This is a genomic window from Psychromonas ingrahamii 37, assembly GCF_000015285.1.
GTDB classification, from domain to species: domain Bacteria; phylum Pseudomonadota; class Gammaproteobacteria; order Enterobacterales; family Psychromonadaceae; genus Psychromonas; species Psychromonas ingrahamii.
Genome location: NC_008709.1, coordinates 2,508,374 through 2,533,982, shown reverse-complemented (window position 1 = coordinate 2,533,982; position 25,609 = coordinate 2,508,374). Strand labels below are relative to the sequence as shown.

Sequence of the window (25,609 nt, the reverse complement as noted above, 5' to 3'; positions counted from 1 at the left end):
CTATAGGGTAAAAAAAATGCGAGCCCGATGACCCGCATTAAATATAACAAATTAATCGACGATTAAATTTACCTGGTTGTTTGGCTAAATTTTGTCCTCAGCAGGCAGGGCTATATCAGCGTCGTCTTCTTCCTCAACAAATTTCTTTATTTTTCCTGAGTGTAGGCGCGACATATAAGAGTTTAATTCTCTTTTTACTACCGGCATTAAGAAATACAAGCCGATAATATTGACGATCGCCATAGCAAACATAGCGGCATCAGAAAAATCAATCACAGCGCCTAAGCTTGCTGCAGCACCCACTATAATTAAGCAACAATATAAAATTTTATAACTCATTTCTGTCGCTTTGCTCTCACCAAATAAATAGGTCCACGCTTTTAGCCCGTAGTATGACCAGCTAAGCATGGTCGAAAATGCAAATAAGACAACAGCTACTGCCAGCACGTAAGGGAACCAGCTAGCCGTTTGACCAAAAGCAACCGATGTTAAGGCAACGCCAGAAGCGCCAGAAGCGGTCAGAATCTGCCCATTTTCACCTAATAAATAAAGGCCGGTATTAGCATCAACAAGTAATTGACCGGAAATAATAATAACCAATGCCGTCATAGTACAGATAACCACGGTATCGATAAAAGGTTCAAGCAATGAAACAAGGCCTTCAGTAATTGGCTCATTAGTTTTTACCGCAGAGTGAGCGATAGGCGCCGAGCCGACGCCCGCTTCGTTAGAAAAAGCAGCACGTTTGAAACCTTGAATTAAGGCTCCAACAATCCCGCCTGCCAAACCTACTTCAGTAAAAGCACCCTCAAAAATTTGAGTAAATGCCCAGCCAATTTGATCCGCATTTGCGCCTAAAATAATCAGCGCCGTCGTAACATAAAGAATGGCCATAAAAGGAACCACTTTCTCACTGACGTTGGCGATAGATTTTATGCCGCCAACAATAACTGCAAAAATAAGAACGGCAAAGATAACACCTGTGATCCAGCCTGGATATGCACCGGTAATATTACTTATCTGAGCATGAGCCTGGTTTGCCTGAAACATATTACCCGCCCCAAATGAACTCAGTACACAAAATATAGCAAAAATACTGGCCATTATTTTGCCTCCAGGAATCCCTCTTTCAGCAAAACCTTTAGAGATGTAATGCATTGGGCCACCAGAAATACTGCCATCAGCATTTACTTTACGATATTTTACACCTAGCGTACATTCAGTAAATTTAGATGCCATACCTAACAGTCCCGCAAGCACCATCCAGAATGTTGCCCCCGGTCCACCAATACTCAGTGCGACAGCGACGCCTGCAATATTACCAAGGCCAACGGTACCCGAAAGCGCGGTTGTTAACGCCTGAAAGTGGGTCACTTCACCTGGATTTTTGGGATCGGAATAGTCTCCCTTAATTAAATCAATCGCATGTCTGATGGCACGAAATTGAATAAATCTAAAATATAAGGTAAAAACAACGGCTGCAATGACCAGCCAAGTGACTATCCAGGGAAAACTGGTGCCTGGTATAGGTGCAAAAATAAGGCTTACAAACCAGCCTGTTGCATTTGCAAAAGTATCATTAATGGCTGTACCAATGCTGCCAGCAGCGAATACAGCTTGGCTTTGGAGCAGGGTTGTTATAAATATAACGAGTGAAAATATTGACTTTTTGATCTTCATTGTACTTTCCTTAGCAAATGACTGGGGTAGATAAACACAAAGAAGAAATAAAATGCTGCTTGGCATTTCTTCCTAGGGTATTTTGATGATTTTTAATGTCTTGAGATACACCGATAAGCATAATAATTTCCTTTTAATTTATTGTTAGCTATTAACCGCTATGTTGTTAATAGTTTGTTGCTTATTTGTTATTGGTAAGTGTTTGTTAGGGGAATTATAAGTGATTTTAAATGGTTTTTTTGACTCTAATTTCTTGTTTATAATCATTCTATTGAATTATAATGCTGAAAATAAAGTATAAAGCAGTTGATAATACTATTTATTTTAGTTTGTGTGGTTGATATAACTTTGGGGGTTGATATAAACATATAACTGTGGTATTTGATGGGGGTCGTATGACAGGAACGGCTGAATTGTACTATTCCCAAAATCGGATCGTTGATAGGTCGGCATATAATAAAGGCGTTCTTTAATAGAATCTTGTCTATCACTAAGCAGCGCGAGTGCTTGGGGGGAAATATTGAGCTTGCCTGGTGTTCTATTTGAGTTTTCTTTCCCGGCGCATTTCAATCTATCAGCTATCGTGAAATGAAAGTTATATTAAAAACTTTGAAATAGCATTATGGCAGTTTTAAATGCTTCATCACCCTAAAAAATAAGCGGATAAAACTATATGTTGTGTGAGATTATAGCTCGTATGACTTTGATTTGACTGGAGAGATTGCGATGCAAGTTTGTGTATTAGGTGCGGGTGTTATTGGTCTTACTTCTGCTTACTATTTGGCGAAAAAAGGCTTTCAGGTGACGGTGATTGATCGTCAGCCCGGTGTTGCTTTGGAAACCAGTTTTGCTAATGCAGGACAAATTTCACCTGGTTATTCTGCGCCTTGGGCGGCGCCAGGTATCCCTTTTAAAGCGGTTAAGTGGCTAATGCAAAAGCATAGTCCGCTTAGACTGAGTCCTGAGCCTGAAATGAAAAAGCTTTTATGGATGGCGAAGATGTTGGGGCAGTGTAATGGTGATGATTACAATCTAAATAAATCCAGAATGATGGCCCTTGCCGAATACAGCCGCGATCAATTTATTGCCTTAAGAAAAGAGATCGGTATTTCATATCAAGATGGTCAGTCTGGTACTTTGCAGTTATTTCGCAAAGATGAGCAGGTGGAAGCATCAGAAAAAGACATTAAAGTACTCAAGGCGTTGGGTGTACCTCATCAGGTATTAAGCCCGGAACAAATCGCGCAAGTAGAACCTGGGCTTGCCCCTGTGATTGATAAGTTCAAAGGGGGGTTGCGCCTGACTGGAGATGAAACAGGAGATTGTTATTTATTTTGTCAGTCCCTTAAAGAGAAATGCGAAAATTTGGGTGTGACTTTTCAATTTAACTCGGATATTAAATCCTTGAGTGTTCAAGCGAATAAGATTAAAGGCGTTGAAACTCAGTTTGGTGTACAAGCCTTTGATAAGGTACTGGTGTGTCTGGGGAGTTATTCAAAAGAGCTGCTTAAGGCCTGTGATATTGATATTCCGGTTTATCCCGTGAAAGGTTATTCATTGACTATCCCTATTTCTAATGAAAAATATGCGCCGCTGTCAACGGTAATGGATGAAACCTATAAGGTCGCTGTAACACGCTTAGGTGACCGTATTCGTGCTGCAGGTACAGCCGAGTTGTCCGGTTATAACTTGGATTTACCTAAGTCTCGAACTGATACCATTAGTCACGTAGTGGGTGACTTATTTGCTCAGGGATGTGATTTGTCTTTGGCGGATTATTGGACGGGGTTACGACCTATGACACCCGATGGTACCCCTGTTGTTGGTGCCAGTGGGATTGATGGTTTATATCTTAATACCGGTCATGGCACCCTGGGCTGGACAATGAGTTGTGGTTCCGGTGCTGTTATTGCAGATATCATCGCGGGCAGCAAAACCGAAATTGATTCCGAGGCATTGTCAGCTAAGCGTTACAAGGCATAAGAGCAGACAAGCGTAACGTTTGATTAAATGACCGGCAGTTTGAATCGCTGAAATTTATTACTATTATTGTTACTATGACTCGCCTATTTGAATGTAGATTCAAATAGGCGAACCAGATCGGTTAGTTCTTGATCTGTGTTCAAATCAAACTTCCCATCGCTGAACTTTTCGTAATAACTGCCCAGGCTATAAGTCCCTTTGACATCACCGCCCCACCAAGGCATTAATTCTGCCATTGTTTTTATATTAGTCGCGCCGCCTGTTGCACCTGGTGACGTACTTAGCAGCAGCACGGGTTTTTTTGTCTCACCAAAAAATGACTGACCGGGTTTTGCCAGACGAGATAACCAATCTATGGTGTTTTTTAAGAATGCCGGCATGGAACCATTGTGTTCAGGAGATGCAATAATCAGAGCGTCATGCCCAAACATTATTTTTTTCAGTCTTTTGGCTTCTTCGGGTATCCCTTGCGTTTCGATGTCGATGCTATAAATAGGTAACGGAAAATCCTTTAGATCAATCACAGTAACGTCATTATGTTTAACTTTACTGGCCGTGATATTAATCAAATTCTGATTAATTGATTGGCTATTATTGCTGCCTGAAAATGCGAGTATCTTTTTCATTCGCGTGTCCTTAATTATTTACGGGTGAGGTATTGGTAACTCAATACAAATATAACAACTTCAATGGAGCGAATAAACCCTATGTTAGTGATAAAATAGTTTACTAAAGGTAAACAGTGCAAGCATTAAGGAACAAAAAAATAAGTTACCAGCTATTAGAGTCTTTAGGTAGATTATTGAGTTAGCTCGCTTTAAATACGCAGCGGAAGACATAGGATTATCTAAAGTGGCTATCAGCAAAACATTAACGAACTTGAAGACTATCTAAAAAAGTCCCTTAATCAATCGGACGACCAGAAAAATGCACATTACAGAAAATGGGCAACTTTATTACCATCATGTGTGCACTGTTTTAAATGAATTAGCACAGGCTGATTTATACCGATCACAAAGAACAGTCTCAAAAATAACGTGCTTTTATTGACTTTCTTATCGACTATTTTTCTAAATAAGTGTACCGCTGCAAACAGGGTTAGTCACTTTGTAAAAAAGACTAAGTCATTTTTCTATTTTGTATTGGCAGTAATAGCGTCGCGTAAACCGAGAAAAATATACCATCACTTTAGCAGGCCCGAGTACGACTGTGGTTTTTTGTATAATAAAAGTCGACGCAAGGAGGGTAAATATCGTCAGATATCCCATATGAATTAACAGGTCTGAGCTCAGCCTACCCCATTCCAGCGGCTGATTGAACAGCAGTAGTAGCAATTTTATTAATTAAGAGATCTGTTTTTCCTACGCCTAAATAGATTATGATGTTTTAATAATAAGATGGTTGTGAGTCGTGTGCACACCTTTGATGCTCATCACTAATTTATTCACATGATCAATCCGGTTTTGGCTGTCTACTTCACCCGTCAGTAAAACATCGCCTTTATGTGTTTGCACTTTAATCTCAAGGTACTTGAGCGCTTGATCAGCAAACAGTGCTGCTTTAATTCTAATGTTCACATCACTATCATTCACTTCACTGATGATTTTAGTCGGCAGTAATATTTTAGCTGCGATGTCTTCTTGATTATTACATCCAGTAAGGACTATGGCACTAATAAGAGTCGCACTTAGCACTAACAATTTATGGCTATTTTTCATCTTAAAATTATTCCTTTAAATTAATATTATCACTGATGTCTGATAAGGATCATAATAGAGTGAACTTACAAATCACTTAATTTTTGAAATAATGGCCGATGAAATTTATAATAGTAAGCAAATTTGTCCACACAGATCAGTGCATCTTTATAAGTGTCGTTTTTATAATGGCCGTGCATAAAATATTGGTTATTTAAATTATAAAGAAGGATTGGCAGTCCAGTTTTTGGATTAAATAATTCGCCTAAATAGGCGTTAAGACAAATATCCATTGGCGGAGAGTTGGGGCGTAGAGGTCAGATAATGATTAAAACGGGAGTCTTACCCGCAGCATAAAACGGGTTGAATTGATTACAAAGACTCATCGGCCCGCATTTTTCCTACCAATAATACCGGGGCAGCATCGAGTTCGGCAGCATCCATCATCGATGCAATACGCTCTACAGCCGAGAGTAATTGGCTTTGCTCCCAATCTTCAAGATGTTGATAGCGCTTAATAAAATGCTCTTGCAGTGGTGCTTTTGGCAGATCGTTTAATAATTTTTGGCCCACTTCACTTAGCGATAAATGCACTTTACGTTTATCTGTTTCACTGCGTGTTCTAATGATTAAATGCCGGCTTTGAAGTCTGTCAAGAATGGTGGTGACAGTCGCTGCGCTGACCGTGATTTCTTGAGCAATCTGTTTTGCAAGCGGCTGGTCAAGTTGCGCTATTTTGCGCATTACCATTAATTGCGGTACGGTTAATCCAGACTCTTTATGCAGCTTCCGGGAATGTATGCTGATAGATCTAATTACTCTGCGTAATGAAATTAATAGCTGTTCGTATTTTTCCATAGTTTCCTCATTATTTTATGCGCACCATAACAGAAATTTCCATAAGACTCATGCGTAAAATAAAAAAAGCAGAATGTGCTTATAACGAAAGGGCACTATTCTGCTTTTTTACCAAAGGGGGCTTATAAACTACAGTGTTGTTATACTGGAAGCACCGATTTTGTTAACTTTATAATCAATTTGCAAGTTCAATCTTAGTAAAGTCGATTTTGTTTTCGATCGGTGAACGATCAATATCGGCAACCGTACGAGAGTGATTCTTCAGGATATAAGCGAAGCACCCTAAAATTAATGCGATTGCCAATGCGCCAACCCACTGGATTTGCAAAAAGTCTAATTTGAACAACAGTGTCAAGCTGCTTATTAGCGTTATGTTACCGATAATATAACGCGCTTTACCAAAACGCTGTACGGTCAGATTTAAGTTGTCGGTATAGAGCCGAACCAGTGAATCAAGTGAGTTGATCACAAATGTCACTCCCACTATCACCATTGCAAGATTATATAAGCCAGCGGTTGGAATAGCATTAGCGCTGTAGTAATAAAGGACGGTAAACCAGATTGCAATTGGGATAGACGGGAATACCATCATGGCAAGTAATACCTGATAGGTTCTCATTCCACTGACAAAACGTGCGGTAAATTGACCAATCATAATACTCCAGGCAAACCACCAAAATAAGTAAAATTCATGATAATCATTAATCGGCAATACAAAGTTGTGCAGATTGGCGAAGTAGTCGCCTAATAAAGCGAAGGTAGTAAAAAACTCACCAACACTTGATCTCTCAGATAAAAAGGCACCTGCCCACATTAATGCGATTAAGCCTAAAAATAACCAGGTACTGACCAAACTTAAAATTCTGACGTAACGAATATTGGTACTTGAATAGACAGCTGCGGCAATCACCAGAAATACAATTAAGTAAAAACTGCCGACAATGCCTTCACCATTACCTAAATCAGGTAAATACCAGGGCAGATTAATCAATAACAAGTACGCCGTAAAGGCACATGTACCAATAATGACAACGTTATTAATACATTTAATTAACGGAATTTCGAAAAATTTAACTCTCGGTTCAATAATGCAAAAGTAGAAACAGGTTAAGAAATAGAATGCCCAAATAAGGAAAGCCCAAAAACCAAACTCAATGGCTAAGGGATTACTGAAACCATATTCAGGGCTGCTGACCAAATCCGCATAGCCTGCAAATTCGGTTAGCGGAAACATGATTAATCCGACATCTAAACCCGAGGTAAAGAGAATAGCGATAAAGGTAAACTTACGAACAGGGGTAACACCGATACACTTCATATTACCCCAACGGTAAATAACAAAGGCAATGGCGGCAAAGGTAAATAATATGCCTATTGATAACCAAGTAGTCATTATTTGACCACCGAGTGGAACTTGTTAACAAACATAGTTAACTCCTTTTTTATATTTTATTTGCGTCCTCAAGCCTTAAGTATCGTACTAACGATAGTTAAACCCTGAAAAATTAAACGCGGTTAAGTAGGCCATTTTTATTAGGCTGGCCATGTACCCTTAATGTGTAATCTGAGGATCTTGTGAGCTGACGATCTTGTCATTAACGTTATTAGACTGAATATTCAAAGCTAATAAAAAGGCCGCAAAATGCGGCCCTTGGTTGCTTTAGCTGTGATAATCAATTCAGCCTATTTATCACCAATAAGCTTGCCAAGCATGGCATGGTAAATCTCCCGATCGCCAACATGACCCACTAACTTACCATCCTGCTCGACTAATACGCCGTGTCCAGATTGATATCGAAGCGCCATCACGGTATGCATTCGCGTTTCTAGCGGTACGACTAAAGCACGCTTTTTATTAACGTCGTCCGTATCACCATCGCGCCATACTTCCAAAGGTACTTTCGTATCGCCGTAACGAATCGCGCTGTTATTAATGCTATCACCTTGATACAACCAGCAATCGTCACGTTCACTCAGGCAGATTTCACCTTGTTTTTCCCTGAAGTCATCAAACCTACGCATTAGCGCCTGCGCGTTAACCACATCAATAGGATTAGTATGAGCGACAAAGGCCTCTACATAATCGTCCGCAGGATTCATTACAATATTTTCCGGTGTATCGTGCTGCACAATGGCACCGTCTTTCATAATCGCAATATGATTACCAAGCTTTAGGGCTTCGTCTAAATCATGACTGACAAACAACACAGTTTTATTTAATTGCTTCTGTAAGCGTAATAATTCATCCTGCAGATCACTTCTAATAAGCGGGTCTAATGCGGAAAAGGGTTCATCCATTAAAATAATATCGGTTTCCATGGCAAAGGCGCGTGCTAAACCAACCCGTTGCTGCATACCACCTGAAAGCTCACTGGGTTTTTTATCCGCCCACTCGCCAAGACCTACCAGCGTTAATTGCTCAATGGCTTTGGTGCGAACAGTGCTTTTATCCAAGCCCTTTTGCTCTAAACCAAAAGCGACATTTTCAGCCACGGTTAACCATGGCATCAGTGCAAATTTTTGGAATACCATAGAAATGCGGTTCATTCGAACATGACGTCGCTGATCTTCACTGAGTTCGTGAAAATTCTGAATACCTTGATCGGTTTCCAAAAAAACATCGCCGCGTGTTACCGGGTTTAAGCCATTCGCGGTACGCAATAAGCTTGATTTACCTGAACCCGACAGACCCATCAATACACATATTTCGCCTTTACCCACTTTTAAACTGGCATTTCGTACGGCGGCGGTTAAGCCTGTCTTCTCTTGAATTTCCTGTAGACTTTCGCCATTGTCCATTAGCGGTAATGCGCGCTCGGGTTGCTTGCCAAAAACAACATCAACATTTTTAAATTCAATCATTTTATTAAGTCCTGTCGTTTATTTACTTTTAAATATGCGATCAAGCATGATGGCAACTAATACTATGGCGAGTCCAGCTTCAAAACCCGTCGCAATATTGACCGTATTAAGTGCTCGTACCACGGGTTTACCCAAACCGTCGGCGCCGACTAAGGCTGAGATCACGACCATAGATAAACTCAGCATAATGCACTGGGTAATGCCCGCGCGAATACTTGACATAGCCGCTGGAATTTCAACTTTTAAAAGCAAGCTGCGCTTAGTACAGCCAAAGGCACGGCCGGCTTCTAACAACTCCAGTGGTACTTGGGAAATACCTAAGTGGGTCAACCTGATAGGCGCTGCTATGGCGAACACTATGGTCGAAATAAGACCCGGCACCACGCCCAAGCCAAATAAGGTTAACGCCGGAATAAGATACACAAAAGGGGGGATCGTCTGCATTAAGTCCAGCAGGGGCCGTATAAAACGGTACAACCTAGGACGATGTGCTGCGGCAATCCCAATGGGGACACCCAGTAAAACGCAGAATCCGGTGGCGTAAATAATTAAAGAAAAGGTCTCAATGGTTTCTTCCCAATAGCCGAGATTCCAAATCAGTAATAATGACAAAATAAAAAATGCTGTGACGGCTTTATTGCGCTGTTGCCAAAAAATCAAACCCGCAACAATAATAATAAATAGCCAAGGTGGCATCATTGATAAAAAATCCACCAAACTTTCAATCATGACATCCAGTACCATGGAAATCGCATCAAAAAAAGAACCGCAGTAGGTAATTAGCCCATCCATCATAGTTGCGGCCCACTGACCGATAGGTAATTTATACTCTGTTATAAAACTCATATTTTTAACGCCGTTTAATGAAAATAAATTCAGGTTGACGGGTGCCAACCTGATATATACCCATGTTACTTCAAGATGCTTTGTCAGGTGCAAGGTCTTCGATCAGAGCAAGGGGCAACATGACCTTTCGAGCGATTAACTGCGTTAATCCTCTAGCAGTAGATGCAAGCATTCACATCTTAAATGGTTACTCCCTTTCCGATTGGTGCAACGCAGCGCTGGTTTTCGAGCTTGCGCCCCGTAGGGCAAGGAAAATTGCACCAATCTGCTTTGTTATAAAATCTCTATGTAGAATAACTATACTTCAATTTTATGCCTAGCATCTCGGCACAATTTTCCTTGCTGACTTTGCATCTTAACGTATCATGGGTATAGAACTTAAAGCTTTAAATATGCTTTGACGGCCGGTAAAGCAGGCTTACCATCGATAGTTTTAACACCTGTCAACCATGCATTCAAAACAGACGGATTATTTTTAAGCCAAGCTGTTGCAGCGTCTTCCGGCTTTTTGCCCTCATTTAAAATAGCAGCCATTACTTCGTTTTCAGCTGCCAGAGTAAAGGTAAGATTGGTTAACAATGTGCCCACATTAGGACATGCTTGTGTGTAACCTTTACGAACATTGGTGTAGACACTTGCTCCACCAAAGTCAGGACCAAAAAAATCATCGCCGCCGGCTAAATAAGCAAGATCAAAATTTGCATTCATTGGGTGTGGTGCCCAACCTAAAAAGACTACCCAGTTATTTCGACGTGTTGCACGTTTAACTTGCGACAACATACCCGCTTCGCTGGACTCGACTAATTCAAAGTCCTTTAGACCAAAGGCATCTTTAGCGATCATGTCCTGGATTAAACGGTTACCATCATTACCAGGTTCAATGCCATAGATTTCGCTGTCAAATTTATCAGCAAACTTAGCAAGATCAGCAAAGTTTTGAACCCCAGCATCATAAACATACTGTGGTACCGCTAAGGTGTATTTCGCACCTGATAAGTTTTTGTGAATTGTTTCAACGGTGCCTGCATCAGTATAAGATTGAATATCACCTTTCATTGTTGGCATCCAATTGCCAAGAAATACATCAATGTCGCCATTTTCTATTGACTTATAAGTCACGGGTACAGACAACAACTGCGTATCCGTTTTATAACCCATCCCTTGTAATAGGGTAGAAGTGATAGCGGTCGTTGAGGTGATGTCTGTCCAACCCACATCAGAAAAACGAACTGTCTCGCATTGTTGATCCGCAGCATTTGCTGTTAACGCGACGGTAGCCGCCAGCATGGTGAGTATTTTTTTGAGTTTCATAATCGTTCCTATTTTAGTTTGCGATATAAAGACCATTGAAAATATCGGCTAAAGAAATGCTTCTCTTTCGACGGCCGGACTTAAATACGGTGCTCTATCTAGATCGATCGATAAAAACACCTTATTAATATTAATTTATTAATTTTTTAAACCTAATTAAGCGTTAACCTTTCGTTTAGGGTCCTGTAATCGTTGGCTGTTCTGCCAGTCATCGGCTACCTTGACGTTAGCTACGTTTGGCGCAAGCAGTTTTTTACCTAAAATAATATCGGCTGCACGTTCTGCCACCATAATGGTCGGTGAATTCAGATTGCCGTTAGGAATTGTTGGGAAAATCGAGGAATCGACAACGCGAAGCGCTTCGATACCATGGACTTTCGTATCAGAGTTCACTACCGACATGGCATCTTCACCCATTTTGCATGAGCAGGAGGGGTGATAGGCACTTTCAACTGAACTGCGAACAAACTGATCAATTTCTTGATCGCTCTGGATTGCAAGTCCTGGCTGAATTTCTTCGCCGCGGTATTCATCTAAGCCGGGCTGATTAATGATTTCGCGGGTTAAGCGAACACAAGCGCGAAAGGCTTCAATATCATCCTGGTGTGATAAATAGTTAAATTGAATTTGTGGCGCAATATGGGCGTCCTTTGATACAATTTTCACCGCACCGCGGCTTTTCGGTTTGTTATGACCGACATGAACCTGGAAACCATGACCTGCAAAGGCTTCTTTGCCATCATAGCGCATGGCCGCCGGTAGAAAGTGATACTGGAGATCCGGCCATTCCAAACTATTCTTAGAGCGAATAAAGCCACATGACTCAAAGTGATTGGTCGCGCCTAAACCCGATTTGTTTAATATCCAGCGTACACCTATCAATAATTTGTTTAACGGACCCAGTTGACCGTTAAGTGATATCGGTTTTAAGCATTTAAACTGAAAGTAAAACTCCAGATGATCCTGCAAGTTTTTACCCACACCTGGTAGCTCATGATGTTGCTCGATGCCAGCTTGTGCCAAAGTATCGGCTTCACCAATACCCGACAGTTGCAGAATATGCGGAGAACCGATTGAGCCTGCACAGAGCAGCACTTCTTTATTACAACGCGTATCCGTTAATTGACCTTTAACCTCATAACGCACACCAACCGCTTTTTTACCTTCAAGCAATACTTTGTGTACCAGAGCATGAGTCACAACCGTCAGGTTATTGCGCTTCATAGCCGGTCTTAAATAGGCATTCGCCGTAGACCAACGGACCCCATTTTTAACAGTCATGTGCATTGGGCCAAAACCTTCCTGCTGCTCAGCATTGTAATCTTTCGTTGCTAAATAACCGGCATCAACACCCGCATCCACAAAGGCCTGGTATAACGGGTTTTTCATGTTATTGCCATTATTCACAGCAAGCGGGCCAGTGTCTCCACGGTAATCATTACCGCCAAATGACCAGGTCTCGGCTTTTTTAAAGTAGGGTAGACAATGCGCATAATCCCAATCTTTAGCGCCAGACGCCTGCCATTCGTCAAAATCACGCGCATGGCCGCGCACATAGACCATGCCGTTAATAGAGGACGAACCCCCTAATACTTTACCGCGCGGACAATGCATGCGGCGATTATCCAAAAACGGTTCTGCTTGTGTTTCGAACTGCCAGGCATATTTTTTACTGTTCATAGGTATAGATAATGCGGTCGGCATTTGAATAAAGATACTCTTATCGCTGCCACCGGTTTCTAATAGAAGAATTTGATTTTCTGGATCTTCTGACAAGCGATTTGCAAGGACACAACCGGCACTTCCGGCACCTACAATAATATAGTCATATTCTGTTTTAGTCATATATATTCCTTAAAACGGGCTGTCAAGTGGCTGCATACCGATATAGACCGCTTTGATCTGAGTATAGGATTTAAGTGTTTCGCTGCCATTTTCGCGGCCGACACCTGACATTTTATAGCCACCCACCGGCATTTCAGCGGGTGATGCGCCAAAACTATTAATCCAGCAAATGCCGGCATCAATCTGATGTATCACTCGGTGAGCCCGGGTAATATCCTGAGTAAACAGGCCTGCTGCTAATCCTAAGCGGGTATCATTTGCGCGGCGAACAACTTCGTCTTCATCGCTGAAGGTCAGGACAGACATAACCGGGCCAAATATTTCTTCTTTAGTCAAGGTCATTTCGTCGGTGCAGTCAGTGAAAATAGTCGGTGCAACAAAGTAACCATCCGGTGCATTTTCAGGGTGTAATTTTTTACCGCCAGTAAGCAGGGTGGCGCCTTCAGCTTTACCTATCGTTATATAGTCGAGTACTTTTTGCTGGTGGTCCTTGGAAATAAGAGGACCAAAGTTGGTCTCAGGATCCATCGGATCGCCGCAGATAATATTTTGCTCTGTACGCTCAACCAGACGCTTAATAAAACGCGGGTAAATCTCTTCCTGAACAAATACGCGGGTGCCGTTTGTACAGACTTCGCCCTGCGTATAGAAATTGCCCAACATGGCAGCAGAGACTGCATTTTCCAGATCGGCATCATTAAAAATAATCAGCGGTGATTTACCGCCTAATTCCATGGTGACAGCTTTTAGTGAACCAGCCGCCGCTGCCATTACTTTTTTGCCTGTACCGACTTCACCGGTAAATGATACTTTGGCTATATCTTCATGGCCGGTTAACCAAGCACCAACACGGCCATCGCCTTGAACCACGTTAAACACACCATCTGGGACACCCGCCAAGGTGAATATTTCGGCTAAACGCATTGCACCGCGTGGTGTTTCTTCCGATGGTTTAAAAATCATTACATTACCGCAAGCTAAGGCTGGTGCGGCTTTCCAACAGGCAATCTGCAGAGGATAGTTCCATGCGCCGATGCCGGCACAAATGCCGAGAGGTTCACGGCGAGTGTAATAAAAATCATCACCGACCTGCTGCTGATTACCTTCAATACTTGGGGCAAGGCCTGCAAAAAATTCAATGGTATCGGTGCCTGTAACGACATCAACAACCGATGCTTCCTGCCATGGTTTGCCGGTATCAAGTACTTCACCCACGGCAAGTTCGTCATTGTGTTCACGCAATAATGCCACAGCCTTAAGCAGAATACGGCTGCGCTCGATCGGGGTCATTTTTGACCATGTGGCAAAACCAGATTTGGCGCTCTCGATTGCGGCCTGCTGAACGGCTTGATCGGCTGTTTCAACTAAATAGCTAACCTGACCCGTCGCAGGGTTAATTACTTCAAATGTTTCACCTGTGTCATTGGGGATATATTGACCGTGGATATAATTTTGATAAACGACTAATGATGACATTGATTTTCTCCGTATTGCGCGATAAGAGCCTTAATAAAGGCTTTAGATAAAATTTGGGCTTGTTTAAAATCTTCTTCAGGTGTTGAACTCAGCGCACTGCGCAGCCAGAAACCGTCAATCATTGCTGCGCTCTGTTTGGCGGCATTAATTGCGGCAGTCGCGGGTAAAAGCTGTTTAAAAGAAAAAAGCAGATTGCTGTATAAACGTTGGTTATTGATATGTTGAAGTCTTGCCAGTCCCGGATCATGTATTGCCTGGGCCCAGAAACTTAACCATGTTTTAGCCACTGCTTTGGAGCGTTGTAACTCGGTAAAATTGGCTTCAACAATCATCGAAAGTCTGATCGCAGGAGATAGTTTTTGGTTCGATGTTCTGACCAGTAATGCCTGCTTTAATTCATCGAGAAGATATTTAAGGGTTGCTTCTATTAAACCCTGTTTGCCGCCAAAGTAATGGCTGATAATCCCCGATGACATTCCCGCCAAACCACTGATGGTATTAATAGTAGTGTGCTGTAGCCCATGACGTTCGACTGATACCAGCGTGGCATCAATAAGTTGCTGTCGGCGGAGCTGTTTCATCACTGGTCTTGACATAAATAATTTCTCTGTGTCGTTGAAATTTTTATTGATTGAACATTCAATTAACAACTATCCTAATGATTCGTGCTCTAACTATCAAGTGTTAATTAAATGTTATTAAACTTGAGTAGTCGTTAATTTAATGTGATGTACTGCAAAAAAAGAGCAACACAATGCCTAAATGCCTTGATTCATGGGCTTTGAGCTGTGTTTGCACAAATAGAAATCACTGAAGTGTTACAAAAGAAATGATTTCGGCTGTAACCATTTTGAAGGGAGTAATAATAAAATAAATGGGTGGCAGGCTGTTTTTTAAGCAAATAACCTGATTGTATTGGTTAAAAAGAAGAATGTGATTAACATTGTTTACTACGGAATATAACCGCAGCAGATCTTAATAAGGGCGCTCAGGTGATTTAATAGGGGAACATATATAGTTCCAATCAAAAAGAATAAAGCGCGTTTTTTACCCACAGAGTAAACGTAAATATGACGCTCTTTTTTACCGGTTTTAATGTCTCTAAGGAGGTATAGATGCTTGTTGTGCTGGACTGCGAAACTGCAATTCTGCCAGATGTGCATATAAGGCATCTTTGCGCATAAGCTCTGCATGACTACCAATCGCTCTAATCTTGCCGTTATCAATAACAACAATGCGTTTTGCCTTAAGCACCGTTGCCAAACGATGAGCAATAATAATAGTGGTGCGATTGTGCATTAACTTTTGTAAACTTTGCTGCACCAGTCGTTCACTTTCAGCATCTAGGGAACTGGTCGCTTCATCTAACAGCAGTATGGGGGGATCTTTAAGAATGGCACGGGCGATGGCAATGCGCTGTTTCTGACCGCCGGACAAACGCACCCCCTTTTCGCCTAAAAAGGTATGGTAACCTTCAGGTAATTCCGAAATAAAGAGATCGGCAGAGGCAGATATCGCCGCGGCCCGAACCTCTTCATCGCTGGCAGCTGGACGACCATAACGAATATTTTCCAGTGCACTGGTTGCAAATACCACGTTTTCTTGAGGTACCACTGCCATGATCGAACGCACATCCATTGGATCTGCCGCGCTTATATTAACCCCGTTGATAGAAATAAATCCTGATTGTGGATCATAAAAACGTAATAGAAGCTGGAAAAGGGTACTTTTCCCAGCACCAGAAGGGCCAACAAAGGCGATGGTCTCACCGCTTGTTATATTTAAGTTAATATTTTCTAACGCATAGCTATCGGGACGTGAAGGATAATGGAAATTGACTTTATTAAAGCTTATTCTGCCTTCTCCCTGTGCCGGAATAGGCATTGGATTTTCGGGCATAACAATGTTTGGTTGGGCATTAAGTAATTCGACTAACCTTTCCATCGCACCGGCGGCACGCTGCACTTCCCCCCACATTTCGCTAAGCATTGCCCCTGAACTTGCAAGCAGTACAGTAAATAAAACGAACTGCGCCAATTCGCCGGGTAACATATTGCCTGCAAGTACTTCCTGCGTACCCATCCAAAGTACTAGAGTGATGGCACCCAGCAGTAGAAACATACTGCTAAAAGACATCACAAAGCGGAGCTTAATACGTTCAATGGCCGCTATAAACGCAGCTTCTACGGCTTTTCTAAAACGCTGATTCTGCACTTTTTCCAGCGTATAAGCCTGCACTGTTTCAATAGCATTGAGCATTTCATTGGCCATACCGCTGGACTCTGCAACTTTGTCCTGAGCGGTACGTGATAGGGCACGTAACCTGCGTGCAAGCCAAATAATGGGCCCAATAACAGCGGGAATAAGTATGACAATGATCAGTGTTAAAGAGGGGCTGCTATACATAATGCCGGCCAGAGAAATAAATAACATAACAGTGGAGCGCAGCGCAATTGAAATACCGACGCCAGATATGGCTTGCACCAGTGTGGTATCCGTTGTGAGCCTGGAAAGCACTTCGCCTGTTTGTGTTACTTCAAAAAAGCTCGGATCTTGTTTAAGTACCTGCGCATATATTTTTTCGCGTATATCGGCAACTATTCGCTCGCCTAACCAAGTGATCAGATATAAACGCGTGGCTGACAATAGGCTGATCAGTAGAATAACTCCCAGAACAAGCTTAAAATAAAAATTTATTTTGTCAGCATTACCGCTGGTTATGCCGCTGTCGATAAGGTAACGGGCAGCGATCGGCAGGCTGCCAGTGACTGCTGACGCCAGTAATAATACGATAATGGCCACAATAAAAGTATTTTTATAGGGCCGAATAAAGGGCACAAGGGCTTTTAAGGGTTTAAGTGAAGCGCCGTTAGCGCGCAGCTTACTGGATTGCATCTTGTCCTGATCTTTAAATATGAAGGATAGTTATCACTCTAATTTACCACTGATCTGACTTTATTGCGGCTTATAAACTATTTTTAATGGGTTTAATCTCTAAAAGTCTTAGGGGGGACACAATATCACCCATCGTTAAACCAGCGTTTTTCGCAGCCTGGATGCGCGAACGTATTGAGTGCTAAGTGTAGTTTTTTATTATGATCACTTACATATCGTGCGCCCTTGTCCATTTTTTTGTCATTGAAATTTAAGCCTGCAAAATGGCGCGCATTGGTATCATCTTTTAAACCACTATAAACGGCATCAGCACCACCATCAATTGCTGTTCTTAATGCGCCAAAAGGGTTAGCTTATCCAAGTGCACTTGTCCTTTTTTATGCAAAAAAAATTGTTATTGGAGTTATTAGATAGGTTACTTTCTGAGGATAATGAATTGGATTCTTTACACCATAAATGGTTGAAAATTGAAGTGACAGATCTTAAGTTCAGTTGTTATTTAAGCTTCGCTGAGCAGAAATTTGTGATTAAACAGCAATGCAAAAAAAGAGATGTCATATTTTCAGGAGCGTTAAATCAATTTATATTGATTGCCGGAAGAAAGGAAGATCCAGATACACTCTTTTTTCAAAGGCGTTTAGTGATTGAAGGAGATACTGAATTAGATTTGGAGATTAAAAACCTGCTCGACAACATCTATTTTGAAAATTTATCACCTTTTATTGAAAAATCTTTGAATCATTTTGCTACTTTTGTGCAGCGCGGTTTAATACCTCTTGGGGGAAAAGGGGTGACCGCGTCATTTTTTGCGTCTGATCAGTAATAAATTTTCACGATCATTGCAAAAGCACTTGCTGATCCCGTTATCTTTAGGTAGCTTCGTCGTAATAATTAAGTCATAAAGAGAAATATATGTTAATAGTAGAATATTTGAGCAAAAGTTATCATCGATTCTTACCCGATTTAGCTGAGCATGCCAACCTAAAGTCTCGTTTTCTGATCACTCTAAATGGGCCCAATAGCAGTGAACTAAGTGCGATTATTCGTGATATCACTCGTTTTACAAAAAAATCGGTACAAGTATCTACAGCGATTTCAGATAAAGAAACGAATGAAGGCGTTGGTGAAATATTCCAAAACGCTAAAATTAGTCGCGATATTTTGCTATTTTCTGGCGCTGATTCATTACTTGAGAAACGTGCAGGTATTCGAGGATCCCATGATCGAGATGAAAATTTTGATCTTAATGATTTACAGAAAAATATTGCCAATCACAATGGTATTGTGATTCTTGCGACAGAGCAGAAACAAATATTGACTTCATCAATGTCTTCAAAAGTGAATGTGCTGATTCGTTTCCCTGTAGCAGATAAATAATTTGTCTTTTTTAAAATAAAGTGTGATTTTAAACGCGGAGTACCCTGTGCGCGTCTAAAGTCGTACTTGAAAAATAATAGAACGCATTGTTATCGCTTCGTCAACAGAGCTTATCTCCCTGTCAAACATGATTCATTATTCTGCAATTGTAACTATGCTTTGGCGATGACTATTATGGCGCGTGCGCAGCAAACAAGTATTGAGCGCGCCCTGTGTTTTTTGAGTAACATAGCGCTTACTTTTTAGAACCTTTATAACCTTATCCTGTATACTAAACCCATTTATTTTCTATTTATTCTAATACGCCTAAATAGATCCCTAATAAGTGAAATGGGTATAATCAGGCACATCTAATAGGAGTAAAAATGAGACGTCCATTTTCTGTAAATGTGTTTTTATATAAAATAGTGGCAGGAAAAATTGAGTATTTAATGCTCAAGCGCACACCTAGAACTGACTTAAAGATACCCGGTTTTTGGCAATGCGTCAGTGGAGCCCTTGAACAAGATGAAAATTTTGCAATGGCCGCCCAACGCGAGGTATTTGAAGAGACCGGACTGCTAATAGAAACGGTTATAGCGACCGGATTTAAACTAGTTTACCCTATTAAAGAGGAATGGCGCACTCACTATGGACCTGATCCTATTGATGTCGTCGAACATGTTTTTTTCAGTAAAGTAGAAGCGGATCCTGTTTTGTCCGAGGAGCATTCACATTTTGAATGGCTTGCCTATCCACAAGCTTATCAACGTCTAACCTTCGGTGATTATCAACGCGCGATTGCGTCAGTCAATAATATGTTGAAGGCTGAAAGGTATGAAGGCTTGAAGGTTTGAAAGCATGAGGGCTTGAAGGCGTTATAAGAGTGAGAGCAAATACACCAATTTTAAGCACAAATATTTATCTTCAGGAGTGACGTTTATGAAACGTGTTGTATTGTATTCTATGAGCCATTGTCCGCATTGTGACGCAGCTAAAAAGTATCTGTCACAGCAAAATATTCAGTTTCGTTTAGTCAATGTTAAAACAGCAGCAGGGCAAAAAGAATTTAGTAAAAGCGGTTATCGCGGAGTGCCAATTCTAAAAGTAGGCGACCAGTTTATAAATGGTTTTTCAATTAAAGAATTTAATAAACTTTATCAGTTGTAAATTGGAACAATTTGTATGCAAAACCACCTTAAAGTTGAATATTCAAATGGTTTTGCATGCCACCAAGTTTGTTAAACAAGTGTCATTGAAATTGTAATTAATCAGGCAACATTATTTAGATAATTTTAATTCGGCGTTATTCATCAGGTAATACTGCGTTATGGTAAACCTCTTGCACATCATCACAGTCTTCTAACATAGCCATAAATTTTTCAAATTTATCAACATGCTCAGGTGCAATATCATGGTCTATTTGCGGTACAAAAGTGATTTCTTCTATATCCAGCTCAAGATTTGGGTAAATCTCATTTAATGCTGTTTTTGCTTTATAGAATTCAGTGTGGGGACAAAAAACAGTGATCTTACCGTCTTCACCTTCAACATCGATCACGTCCACATCAGCCATCATCAGCTCTTCTAAAACCGCTTCATCATCTTCGCCTTTAAATACAAAAACAGCTTGATGTTCAAACATATGCGCAACTGTACCGGGTGAACCAATGTTACCACCGGTTTTCATAAAACAGTTGCGTACATCAGTCCAAGTACGTTTATTGTTATCGGTTAAACAATCCACAATTACAGAACATCCACCGGGACCATAACCTTCATAGCTGGCGCGTTCATAATCTTCACCACCGCCGCCTTTCGCTTTTTCAATCGCACGTTCGATGACGTGTGTGGGTACTTGGTCTTTTTTGGCACCATCGATTAAATGACGTAATGAGAGGTTTCCATCCGGATCAAACCCACCATTTTTAGCCGCAACGTAAATCTCTTTACCGTACTTAGAATAAACTTTAGTTTTAGCGCCCGCTGTTTTGGCCATAGACAATTTGCGGTTTTGATATGCTCTTCCCATCTGATTAGACTCTTTATATTGGATTGTTAAAAATAATAGTTAGAATTTTACCTCTTAAGGAGACCATTATGAAAGTCCCACATCAAAAAAGTTTACTTTACACAAATATTTATGGATTTTTACTGATTTAAAATCAAAAAATCAGTAAAAAAGAGCAAAATTTTCCTTTCTAATCATATTTAAAGCGCTGTTGCCCGATAGCAATCGGCCTTCATTTTATCTAGTGGAATAAAGTGAAGGCAAAAAAGGATATAAAATCGCTATTATGAACTGCAGGATAACATCGAACAACCGGCTTTATCCCGTGCCCAATCCGGACGCTTCTGAGCATAACTGTTATGCTCAGGTTGATCATCATAGGGGTTTTGTAATATTTTCTGCAGTGTAGCTATTTCGCTGAAATCACCCTTTTCAGCCAATTCGATAGCGTGCTGCGCAAGGTAATTACGAATAACATATTTAGGATTGACTTTATTCATGGCTGTTGCACGCAGTTCTTGACTTAAACCATCAAGGTTAACTCGCTCAAGATAAGACGCTAACCACTTCGTCAAGTCTTTAATATACTGATCGTTAAGATCGAGCAGACTGTAATAGCATGGGCCTAATTTTGCCATCCATTGGGTTGCTGTTTGCGTATCTAAATCATTGGGAATATTTGCAAGTAAACGGTAAAAGAGGGTCATATCTGTTTCCACTGCACCCAATAATTTTTCTAAGGATTTAAACAGCGCTAAATCAGTTTCACCCCGATAGTGTTTAAAGCCTAATTTTTCCGCCATCATATCGCACCATTTACGCTGATAATCTGTGCCATATTCATTTAATATTTTTTGTAATGGCTCAGCTTCTCCTATTAATGGAAAAATAGCATTGGCTAACTGAAATAAGTTCCACTGACTAATTTCTCCCTGTCCGCCAAAACGATAGCGTTTTTGCCCTTCATCTGTGGTGTTCGGTGTCCAATTAAGATCAAAATCGTCAATCCAGCCATAGGGACCATAATCGATGGTTTCACCCATAATGGACATATTGTCGGTATTCATTACCCCATGTACAAAACCAACCCGCATCCAATTAACTACTGTATCACAGGTACGCTCGCAGATTTCTTTAAACCACGCAAGGTAGACTTGCTGATCAAATACCCCGGAAGCGGGCGCTAAATGAGGATAATCAGACTTAATACAATGCTGTACAAGCTGTATTAAAAGTTGTTCATCGCCCCGGGAGGCGGGCAGTTGAAAACTACCAAAACGTAAAAAAGAAGAAGATACGCGGCACACTATTGCGGTAGGCTCTAATGCTGCATTACCGTCATACATCATATCCCGGACAACTTGATCGCCCGTTAAGCATAAACTCAAAGCGCGTGTCGTTGAAATACCTAAATGAAACATCGCCTCGGAGCACAAAAACTCACGAATAGAGGAGCGCAGTACGGCCATACCGTCAGCCCGGCGAGAGTAGGGGGTTGGACCGGCGCCCTTTAGCTGCAGTGTTTGGTGACCTAAATTTGTCGTGACTAATTCGCCCAGGTTGATTGCCCGTCCATCCCCTAATTGCCCGGCCCATTGACCAAACTGATGACCACCATAACAAAGCGCATAGGGCTGCATCCCATCGAGCAATAGATTGCCCGTCATGGCTTGAGGAAATTCAGGGCTGTTTAAGGCTTCAGTGGTAAAACCTAATTGTTCTGCCAATAAATTGCTAACCGCAACTAATTTTGGCGCTGTTGCTTTTACCGGGGAGACCAATGAATAGGCTGCATTTTCTACGCTGCGGCAATAATTGTCGGTTTCGCTATCAGCAGGTAGATTATTTCGAAGGCGGTTATCAAATTTAAGATGGTTAAACGGCATGGGTTTTTCCTTGCTGAAAATTAGAGAATTTTATACCATACTAATTCAGTCAGGTATATTGAGCAACCAATAGTTAGGCAATACCCGACTGTGTCAATTTTGCTGCGGCAAACAAATGCTGAGGTTATTACTTTATTCGCAAATGCAGCAATGACTTCTGATACGCATGCATACAGGATGGCTGAGATAAAACAGTCATATCCTTAATCTTGTCCAACCCCATTAAACAGACCCAACCTACAGCTGCCCTTGGGTTTCTTAAATAAATCAAACAAACCCAACCTACGGTGTATTTAAAATTCAACTCAACCAAAGTGAAGTGATAACCGGTGACTTTCGATTATCCTCACAACTAAAGGGTTTATTTAGTTCGCTGTAATGGCAATAATAATCAAAAGCCAATTTTATTATTAAAAACGAGCGTAATTTCTGATCCTTCGAATGCTCTGCAGAGTCCGGCTTTATAAGGAGATAACTTTGTATGTTTTTCTAATTAAAAGTAGATTGATGATCAACACTTATATTATGTGAAGCCAATCTTATATTTTCTTACTACCGGATTATAAATAACTAAGGTACAATTTTAGTCATTTAACTTATCTTATACAGTATTGTCCTATGCCATCCTCAAAAAACCAGTCAATTTCACTTAAGTATTTATCTTCATATTCATCAGTAGTACAAGATCAAATCAGGTTAATGATTGAACAAGATACCTTAGGACGTTTTTTGCTCAAAAAATATCCTCAAAAACATAATATTAACAACGATAAAATGCTTCGTGAATATGTAATGGATTTGAAAAATAATAATTTACGAAAATCTTCACCCTTAAGTAAAATTATTTACGATAAGAAAATCCATGTTATTAACAATGCGCTTGGTTTACATACGTTTATTTCAAGAGTGCAGGGGGGGAAATTAAAAAGTAAAAATGAAATACGAATTAGTGAAATTTTCAAAACCGCCCCGGAAGCATTTTTAGAAATGATCGTTGTTCATGAGTTAGCTCACCTTCGAATAAAGGCACACGACAAAGCTTTTTATCAATTGTGCCAGCATATGCTGCCCGAGTATCATCAGTTAGAATTTGAAATGCGTTTATACCTCACTCAATTAGACCTTAAAGGAAAAATTTACTAACTATTGTGACCTGCTGACCTTATCTCTGTACATTAATTAGATGAGTAAAAGCGCTAGATGTGCCTGTGAATTTTTTTGTGAAACAGAAGAAAATGCAACATTGATATGCTTTATTGATAAACTGATTCAATTATTAGAACAATCCGAGATTTTGATACCCGGAAATTAAAAATAGGTGAAGCTATCAGAAAAGGGCGCTATTAACAGATGAAATAGGCCTTCACTACTAACCTAATCTTCAGGTTGCTTCACGCCCGGAGGATTAGTTCAAGCTTTTCCTCAGTCTAATAATAGTGAACCACGATCTTTTAATGCCCTTAAATAATGTACTTCATTATATGGCTTGTGATCCTGCCAACACCTATAAGCTATTCTGATCCATTTAAATACAAGGGCGCAAACAGCCGCTTGATGTGAACTACCCAATTCTCTTTTGTTAAGATAAAAAATCTTAGCCCAATACGAACTATAAATTGAATGAGAAGCCCATTTGATAAATGTTTGCCTTACAAACTTAGGGCATTGCCAACGCCAATGTACCCATGATTTTTTACCACTACGCTTTGTGACTGGTGAGATTCCTGCATATTGTTGTAACTGTTGAGCTCTTTATTCACCGAACGCCCTTAACAACCGGGCAGACAGGCAAGCTCCTGTACCTGGTAGAGCAGTAAATAATTCGGCATCAGGTAGTATTTTCATTAACCCAGCGGTTATATAATCGAACAGTTTTATGTTTTTCATTGCACATATAATTCGCTCTAGTAAAGCGATAAAAATCGTATATTTTGGGGTGATATTTGTAAAAAATGAGTGCATTTCTACATGTCAGTATTAACTATATTTGTAGACAACTCATATTATATTGGGGGTGTTTGCGACTTAGCATCCTAGCTCGGTTTGGGCAAAGCGAGTTAGAATTTTTGTACTATTTATCTATTGATATTATCCCATTTACGCTCGCTTTCCCCCATAGCCTAGCGTGAGAGGACATCTTGCTTTCGCCCCATTAGAGATATAAATTATTTTAATTTGGAAAGGCAAAAGGCAAGACACGACGCCACTCACGCATATACATTATTCAATCGGTAAACCCTAACCTATTATAATCATCGCGACAAAAAGATGACCAAAGCTAACTTGGCGGTATTCAGATGTGCCGATAGCCTTGTCCATAATATTGGTGTGATCGATCTCTTTGCAGAATCCATCTACTAATCCGTGGTGTTCAAGTGACTTAGTAAACGGGTAGATCATGATTTATCTCTATCAAAAGAGAGTAATAGATCAAAAAGAGAGATCAGGGTCAATAGTTTTTTTTATTTTTCTCAATAACATAAAAAATTTTGAAATACGGGTCACGATTGAAAGATGAATTTTAATAGTTATTCAAGTGTGGAATGACGGGTACTGGGTTGAGCCACCGGATGCGGAAACCTCACGTCCGGTGGTGTGGGAGGGGTAACGGGCGCAATCCTGTTACCTCAACGCGATGCATGGGATATCCTGTTCTTTTTGTGGTTGACGTGGCTCGTTTTGTCGCAGACTTAGACAAGGCTGCTTCCCGTGCCGATGGTCAAGAGGTGTTAAACTCTATGGGGAAAGAGCTTAATAGGATTTGTTTTCTTCAGCTGAATCTTCAATCGCATCCCCGAGGGATTCGACATCCTGACCTAAACCGGACATGGTGCTGCACCCGGAGATAAAGGTGGTGCTGATCAATAACAAAAAAGTAAGGCAAATAATTTTAAACATAATAT

The 25,609-nt window shown here is 40.7% G+C and carries 22 protein-coding genes and 2 pseudogenes; 6 read left to right on the top strand and 18 right to left on the bottom strand.

What is annotated here, in order from left to right:
- Positions 1 to 84 precede the first annotated feature (84 nt).
- Positions 85 to 1,680, bottom strand: a complete 1,596-nt coding sequence (locus PING_RS10770; protein WP_157035351.1) for an alanine/glycine:cation symporter family protein — start codon at positions 1,678 to 1,680, stop codon at positions 85 to 87.
- Positions 1,681 to 2,406: 726 nt separating this feature from the next.
- On the opposite strand from PING_RS10770, the gene PING_RS10765 reads away from it, so the two are divergent.
- Positions 2,407 to 3,663, top strand: coding sequence for a D-amino acid dehydrogenase (locus PING_RS10765; RefSeq protein WP_011770392.1), 1,257 nt, complete (start codon positions 2,407 to 2,409; stop codon positions 3,661 to 3,663).
- An 83-nt stretch (positions 3,664 to 3,746) separates the two neighbouring features.
- Here PING_RS10765 and PING_RS10760 read toward each other — a convergent pair whose 3' ends face one another.
- The 12 genes and pseudogenes from PING_RS10760 to PING_RS21975 all read right to left on the bottom strand — a co-directional run.
- Positions 3,747 to 4,289, bottom strand: coding sequence for an NADPH-dependent FMN reductase (locus PING_RS10760; RefSeq protein ID WP_011770391.1), 543 nt, complete (start codon positions 4,287 to 4,289; stop codon positions 3,747 to 3,749).
- Positions 4,290 to 5,039: 750 nt separating this feature from the next.
- Complete coding sequence (locus PING_RS19525; protein ID WP_011770389.1) at positions 5,040 to 5,381, bottom strand: BON domain-containing protein; 342 nt, start codon at positions 5,379 to 5,381, stop codon at positions 5,040 to 5,042.
- A 351-nt stretch (positions 5,382 to 5,732) separates the two neighbouring features.
- The gene (locus PING_RS10750; RefSeq protein ID WP_011770388.1) at positions 5,733 to 6,218 is read right to left on the bottom strand and encodes a MarR family winged helix-turn-helix transcriptional regulator; all 486 of its coding nucleotides are present in this window, start codon (positions 6,216 to 6,218) and stop codon (positions 5,733 to 5,735) included.
- 175 nt (positions 6,219 to 6,393) lie between these two features.
- Positions 6,394 to 7,611, bottom strand: coding sequence for a BCCT family transporter (locus PING_RS10745; RefSeq protein WP_011770387.1), 1,218 nt, complete (start codon positions 7,609 to 7,611; stop codon positions 6,394 to 6,396).
- A 290-nt stretch (positions 7,612 to 7,901) separates the two neighbouring features.
- On the bottom strand, positions 7,902 to 9,080 hold the full coding sequence (gene choV / locus PING_RS10740) for a choline ABC transporter ATP-binding protein (RefSeq protein WP_011770386.1): 1,179 nt from the start codon (positions 9,078 to 9,080) through the stop codon (positions 7,902 to 7,904).
- Between the two features lie 18 nt (positions 9,081 to 9,098).
- A complete protein-coding gene (gene choW / locus PING_RS10735) occupies positions 9,099 to 9,926 on the bottom strand; it encodes a choline ABC transporter permease subunit (RefSeq protein ID WP_041767170.1) in 828 nt (275 codons plus the stop codon).
- A gap of 378 nt (positions 9,927 to 10,304) precedes the next feature.
- On the bottom strand, positions 10,305 to 11,237 hold the full coding sequence (locus PING_RS10730; protein WP_011770384.1) for a choline ABC transporter substrate-binding protein: 933 nt from the start codon (positions 11,235 to 11,237) through the stop codon (positions 10,305 to 10,307).
- A 156-nt stretch (positions 11,238 to 11,393) separates the two neighbouring features.
- Entirely contained in the window at positions 11,394 to 13,082 is a 1,689-nt protein-coding gene (gene betA / locus PING_RS10725) for a choline dehydrogenase (protein WP_011770383.1), read from the bottom strand.
- Positions 13,083 to 13,091: 9 nt separating this feature from the next.
- The gene (gene betB / locus PING_RS10720; RefSeq protein WP_011770382.1) at positions 13,092 to 14,558 is read right to left on the bottom strand and encodes a betaine-aldehyde dehydrogenase; all 1,467 of its coding nucleotides are present in this window, start codon (positions 14,556 to 14,558) and stop codon (positions 13,092 to 13,094) included.
- The gene (betI, locus tag PING_RS10715; RefSeq protein WP_011770381.1) at positions 14,546 to 15,154 is read right to left on the bottom strand and encodes a transcriptional regulator BetI; all 609 of its coding nucleotides are present in this window, start codon (positions 15,152 to 15,154) and stop codon (positions 14,546 to 14,548) included. The genes betB and betI overlap by 13 nt, the downstream gene beginning before the upstream one ends.
- 505 nt (positions 15,155 to 15,659) lie before the next feature.
- A complete protein-coding gene (locus tag PING_RS10710; protein WP_011770380.1) occupies positions 15,660 to 17,453 on the bottom strand; it encodes an ABC transporter transmembrane domain-containing protein in 1,794 nt (597 codons plus the stop codon).
- Positions 17,454 to 17,587: 134 nt separating this feature from the next.
- Positions 17,588 to 17,776: pseudogene (locus PING_RS21975) on the bottom strand (ubiquinone anaerobic biosynthesis protein UbiU); the annotation flags it as partial.
- 56 nt (positions 17,777 to 17,832) lie between these two features.
- Between PING_RS21975 and ubiT the strand changes: the two are divergent.
- The 4 genes from ubiT (at position 17,833) to PING_RS10690 (ending at position 19,979) form a co-directional block, all read left to right on the top strand.
- Positions 17,833 to 18,276 (top strand): ubiquinone anaerobic biosynthesis accessory factor UbiT, encoded by a 444-nt coding sequence (gene ubiT / locus PING_RS10705; RefSeq protein ID WP_083761752.1) that lies wholly within the window; start codon positions 17,833 to 17,835, stop codon positions 18,274 to 18,276.
- A gap of 89 nt (positions 18,277 to 18,365) precedes the next feature.
- Positions 18,366 to 18,830, top strand: a complete 465-nt coding sequence (locus tag PING_RS10700; protein ID WP_011770378.1) for a hypothetical protein — start codon at positions 18,366 to 18,368, stop codon at positions 18,828 to 18,830.
- Between the two features lie 365 nt (positions 18,831 to 19,195).
- On the top strand, positions 19,196 to 19,666 hold the full coding sequence (locus tag PING_RS19520) for an NUDIX hydrolase (RefSeq protein WP_011770377.1): 471 nt from the start codon (positions 19,196 to 19,198) through the stop codon (positions 19,664 to 19,666).
- An 85-nt stretch (positions 19,667 to 19,751) separates the two neighbouring features.
- The gene (locus PING_RS10690) at positions 19,752 to 19,979 is read left to right on the top strand and encodes a glutaredoxin family protein (protein ID WP_041766393.1); all 228 of its coding nucleotides are present in this window, start codon (positions 19,752 to 19,754) and stop codon (positions 19,977 to 19,979) included.
- 136 nt (positions 19,980 to 20,115) lie between these two features.
- Here the strand turns inward: PING_RS10690 and PING_RS10685 are convergent, their stop codons facing one another.
- Both PING_RS10685 and PING_RS10680 read right to left on the bottom strand, forming a co-directional pair.
- The gene (locus tag PING_RS10685) at positions 20,116 to 20,841 is read right to left on the bottom strand and encodes a YebC/PmpR family DNA-binding transcriptional regulator (protein ID WP_011770375.1); all 726 of its coding nucleotides are present in this window, start codon (positions 20,839 to 20,841) and stop codon (positions 20,116 to 20,118) included.
- A 263-nt stretch (positions 20,842 to 21,104) separates the two neighbouring features.
- Positions 21,105 to 22,706 (bottom strand): protein adenylyltransferase SelO, encoded by a 1,602-nt coding sequence (locus tag PING_RS10680; RefSeq protein WP_011770374.1) that lies wholly within the window; start codon positions 22,704 to 22,706, stop codon positions 21,105 to 21,107.
- Positions 22,707 to 23,324: 618 nt separating this feature from the next.
- On the opposite strand from PING_RS10680, the gene PING_RS10675 reads away from it, so the two are divergent.
- Entirely contained in the window at positions 23,325 to 23,849 is a 525-nt protein-coding gene (locus PING_RS10675) for a M48 metallopeptidase family protein (protein WP_011770373.1), read from the top strand.
- Between the two features lie 279 nt (positions 23,850 to 24,128).
- On the opposite strand, the pseudogene PING_RS19995 reads toward PING_RS10675, so the two are convergent.
- From PING_RS19995 to PING_RS10670, 3 genes and pseudogenes are all read right to left on the bottom strand, one after another.
- Positions 24,129 to 24,596, bottom strand: a pseudogene (locus PING_RS19995) (transposase); the annotation flags it as partial.
- A gap of 348 nt (positions 24,597 to 24,944) precedes the next feature.
- Entirely contained in the window at positions 24,945 to 25,106 is a 162-nt protein-coding gene (locus PING_RS21855; protein ID WP_083761751.1) for a DUF4277 domain-containing protein, read from the bottom strand.
- Positions 25,107 to 25,457: 351 nt separating this feature from the next.
- Positions 25,458 to 25,604: an entericidin A/B family lipoprotein gene (locus PING_RS10670; protein ID WP_157035350.1), complete on the bottom strand. Its 147-nt coding sequence runs from the start codon at positions 25,602 to 25,604 to the stop codon at positions 25,458 to 25,460.
- Between the last annotated feature and the right edge of the window lie 5 nt (positions 25,605 to 25,609).

What these genes read in the sequence shown, in the direction of transcription:
- PING_RS10770 (WP_157035351.1), bottom strand. Translation starts at nt 1,680, where the DNA reads ATGAAGATCAAAAAGTCAATATTTTCACTCGTTATATTTATAACAACC.
- PING_RS10765 (WP_011770392.1), top strand. Translation starts at nt 2,407, where the DNA reads ATGCAAGTTTGTGTATTAGGTGCGGGTGTTATTGGTCTTACTTCTGCT.
- PING_RS10760 (WP_011770391.1), bottom strand. Translation starts at nt 4,289, where the DNA reads ATGAAAAAGATACTCGCATTTTCAGGCAGCAATAATAGCCAATCAATT.
- PING_RS19525 (WP_011770389.1), bottom strand. Translation starts at nt 5,381, where the DNA reads ATGAAAAATAGCCATAAATTGTTAGTGCTAAGTGCGACTCTTATTAGT.
- PING_RS10750 (WP_011770388.1), bottom strand. Translation starts at nt 6,218, where the DNA reads ATGGAAAAATACGAACAGCTATTAATTTCATTACGCAGAGTAATTAGA.
- PING_RS10745 (WP_011770387.1), bottom strand. Translation starts at nt 7,611, where the DNA reads ATGACTACTTGGTTATCAATAGGCATATTATTTACCTTTGCCGCCATT.
- choV (WP_011770386.1), bottom strand. Translation starts at nt 9,080, where the DNA reads ATGATTGAATTTAAAAATGTTGATGTTGTTTTTGGCAAGCAACCCGAG.
- choW (WP_041767170.1), bottom strand. Translation starts at nt 9,926, where the DNA reads ATGAGTTTTATAACAGAGTATAAATTACCTATCGGTCAGTGGGCCGCA.
- PING_RS10730 (WP_011770384.1), bottom strand. Translation starts at nt 11,237, where the DNA reads ATGAAACTCAAAAAAATACTCACCATGCTGGCGGCTACCGTCGCGTTA.
- betA (WP_011770383.1), bottom strand. Translation starts at nt 13,082, where the DNA reads ATGACTAAAACAGAATATGACTATATTATTGTAGGTGCCGGAAGTGCC.
- betB (WP_011770382.1), bottom strand. Translation starts at nt 14,558, where the DNA reads ATGTCATCATTAGTCGTTTATCAAAATTATATCCACGGTCAATATATC.
- betI (WP_011770381.1), bottom strand. Translation starts at nt 15,154, where the DNA reads ATGTCAAGACCAGTGATGAAACAGCTCCGCCGACAGCAACTTATTGAT.
- PING_RS10710 (WP_011770380.1), bottom strand. Translation starts at nt 17,453, where the DNA reads ATGCAATCCAGTAAGCTGCGCGCTAACGGCGCTTCACTTAAACCCTTA.
- ubiT (WP_083761752.1), top strand. Translation starts at nt 17,833, where the DNA reads ATGCAAAAAAAATTGTTATTGGAGTTATTAGATAGGTTACTTTCTGAG.
- PING_RS10700 (WP_011770378.1), top strand. Translation starts at nt 18,366, where the DNA reads ATGTTAATAGTAGAATATTTGAGCAAAAGTTATCATCGATTCTTACCC.
- PING_RS19520 (WP_011770377.1), top strand. Translation starts at nt 19,196, where the DNA reads ATGAGACGTCCATTTTCTGTAAATGTGTTTTTATATAAAATAGTGGCA.
- PING_RS10690 (WP_041766393.1), top strand. Translation starts at nt 19,752, where the DNA reads ATGAAACGTGTTGTATTGTATTCTATGAGCCATTGTCCGCATTGTGAC.
- PING_RS10685 (WP_011770375.1), bottom strand. Translation starts at nt 20,841, where the DNA reads ATGGGAAGAGCATATCAAAACCGCAAATTGTCTATGGCCAAAACAGCG.
- PING_RS10680 (WP_011770374.1), bottom strand. Translation starts at nt 22,706, where the DNA reads ATGCCGTTTAACCATCTTAAATTTGATAACCGCCTTCGAAATAATCTA.
- PING_RS10675 (WP_011770373.1), top strand. Translation starts at nt 23,325, where the DNA reads ATGCCATCCTCAAAAAACCAGTCAATTTCACTTAAGTATTTATCTTCA.
- PING_RS21855 (WP_083761751.1), bottom strand. Translation starts at nt 25,106, where the DNA reads ATGATCTACCCGTTTACTAAGTCACTTGAACACCACGGATTAGTAGAT.
- PING_RS10670 (WP_157035350.1), bottom strand. Translation starts at nt 25,604, where the DNA reads ATGTTTAAAATTATTTGCCTTACTTTTTTGTTATTGATCAGCACCACC.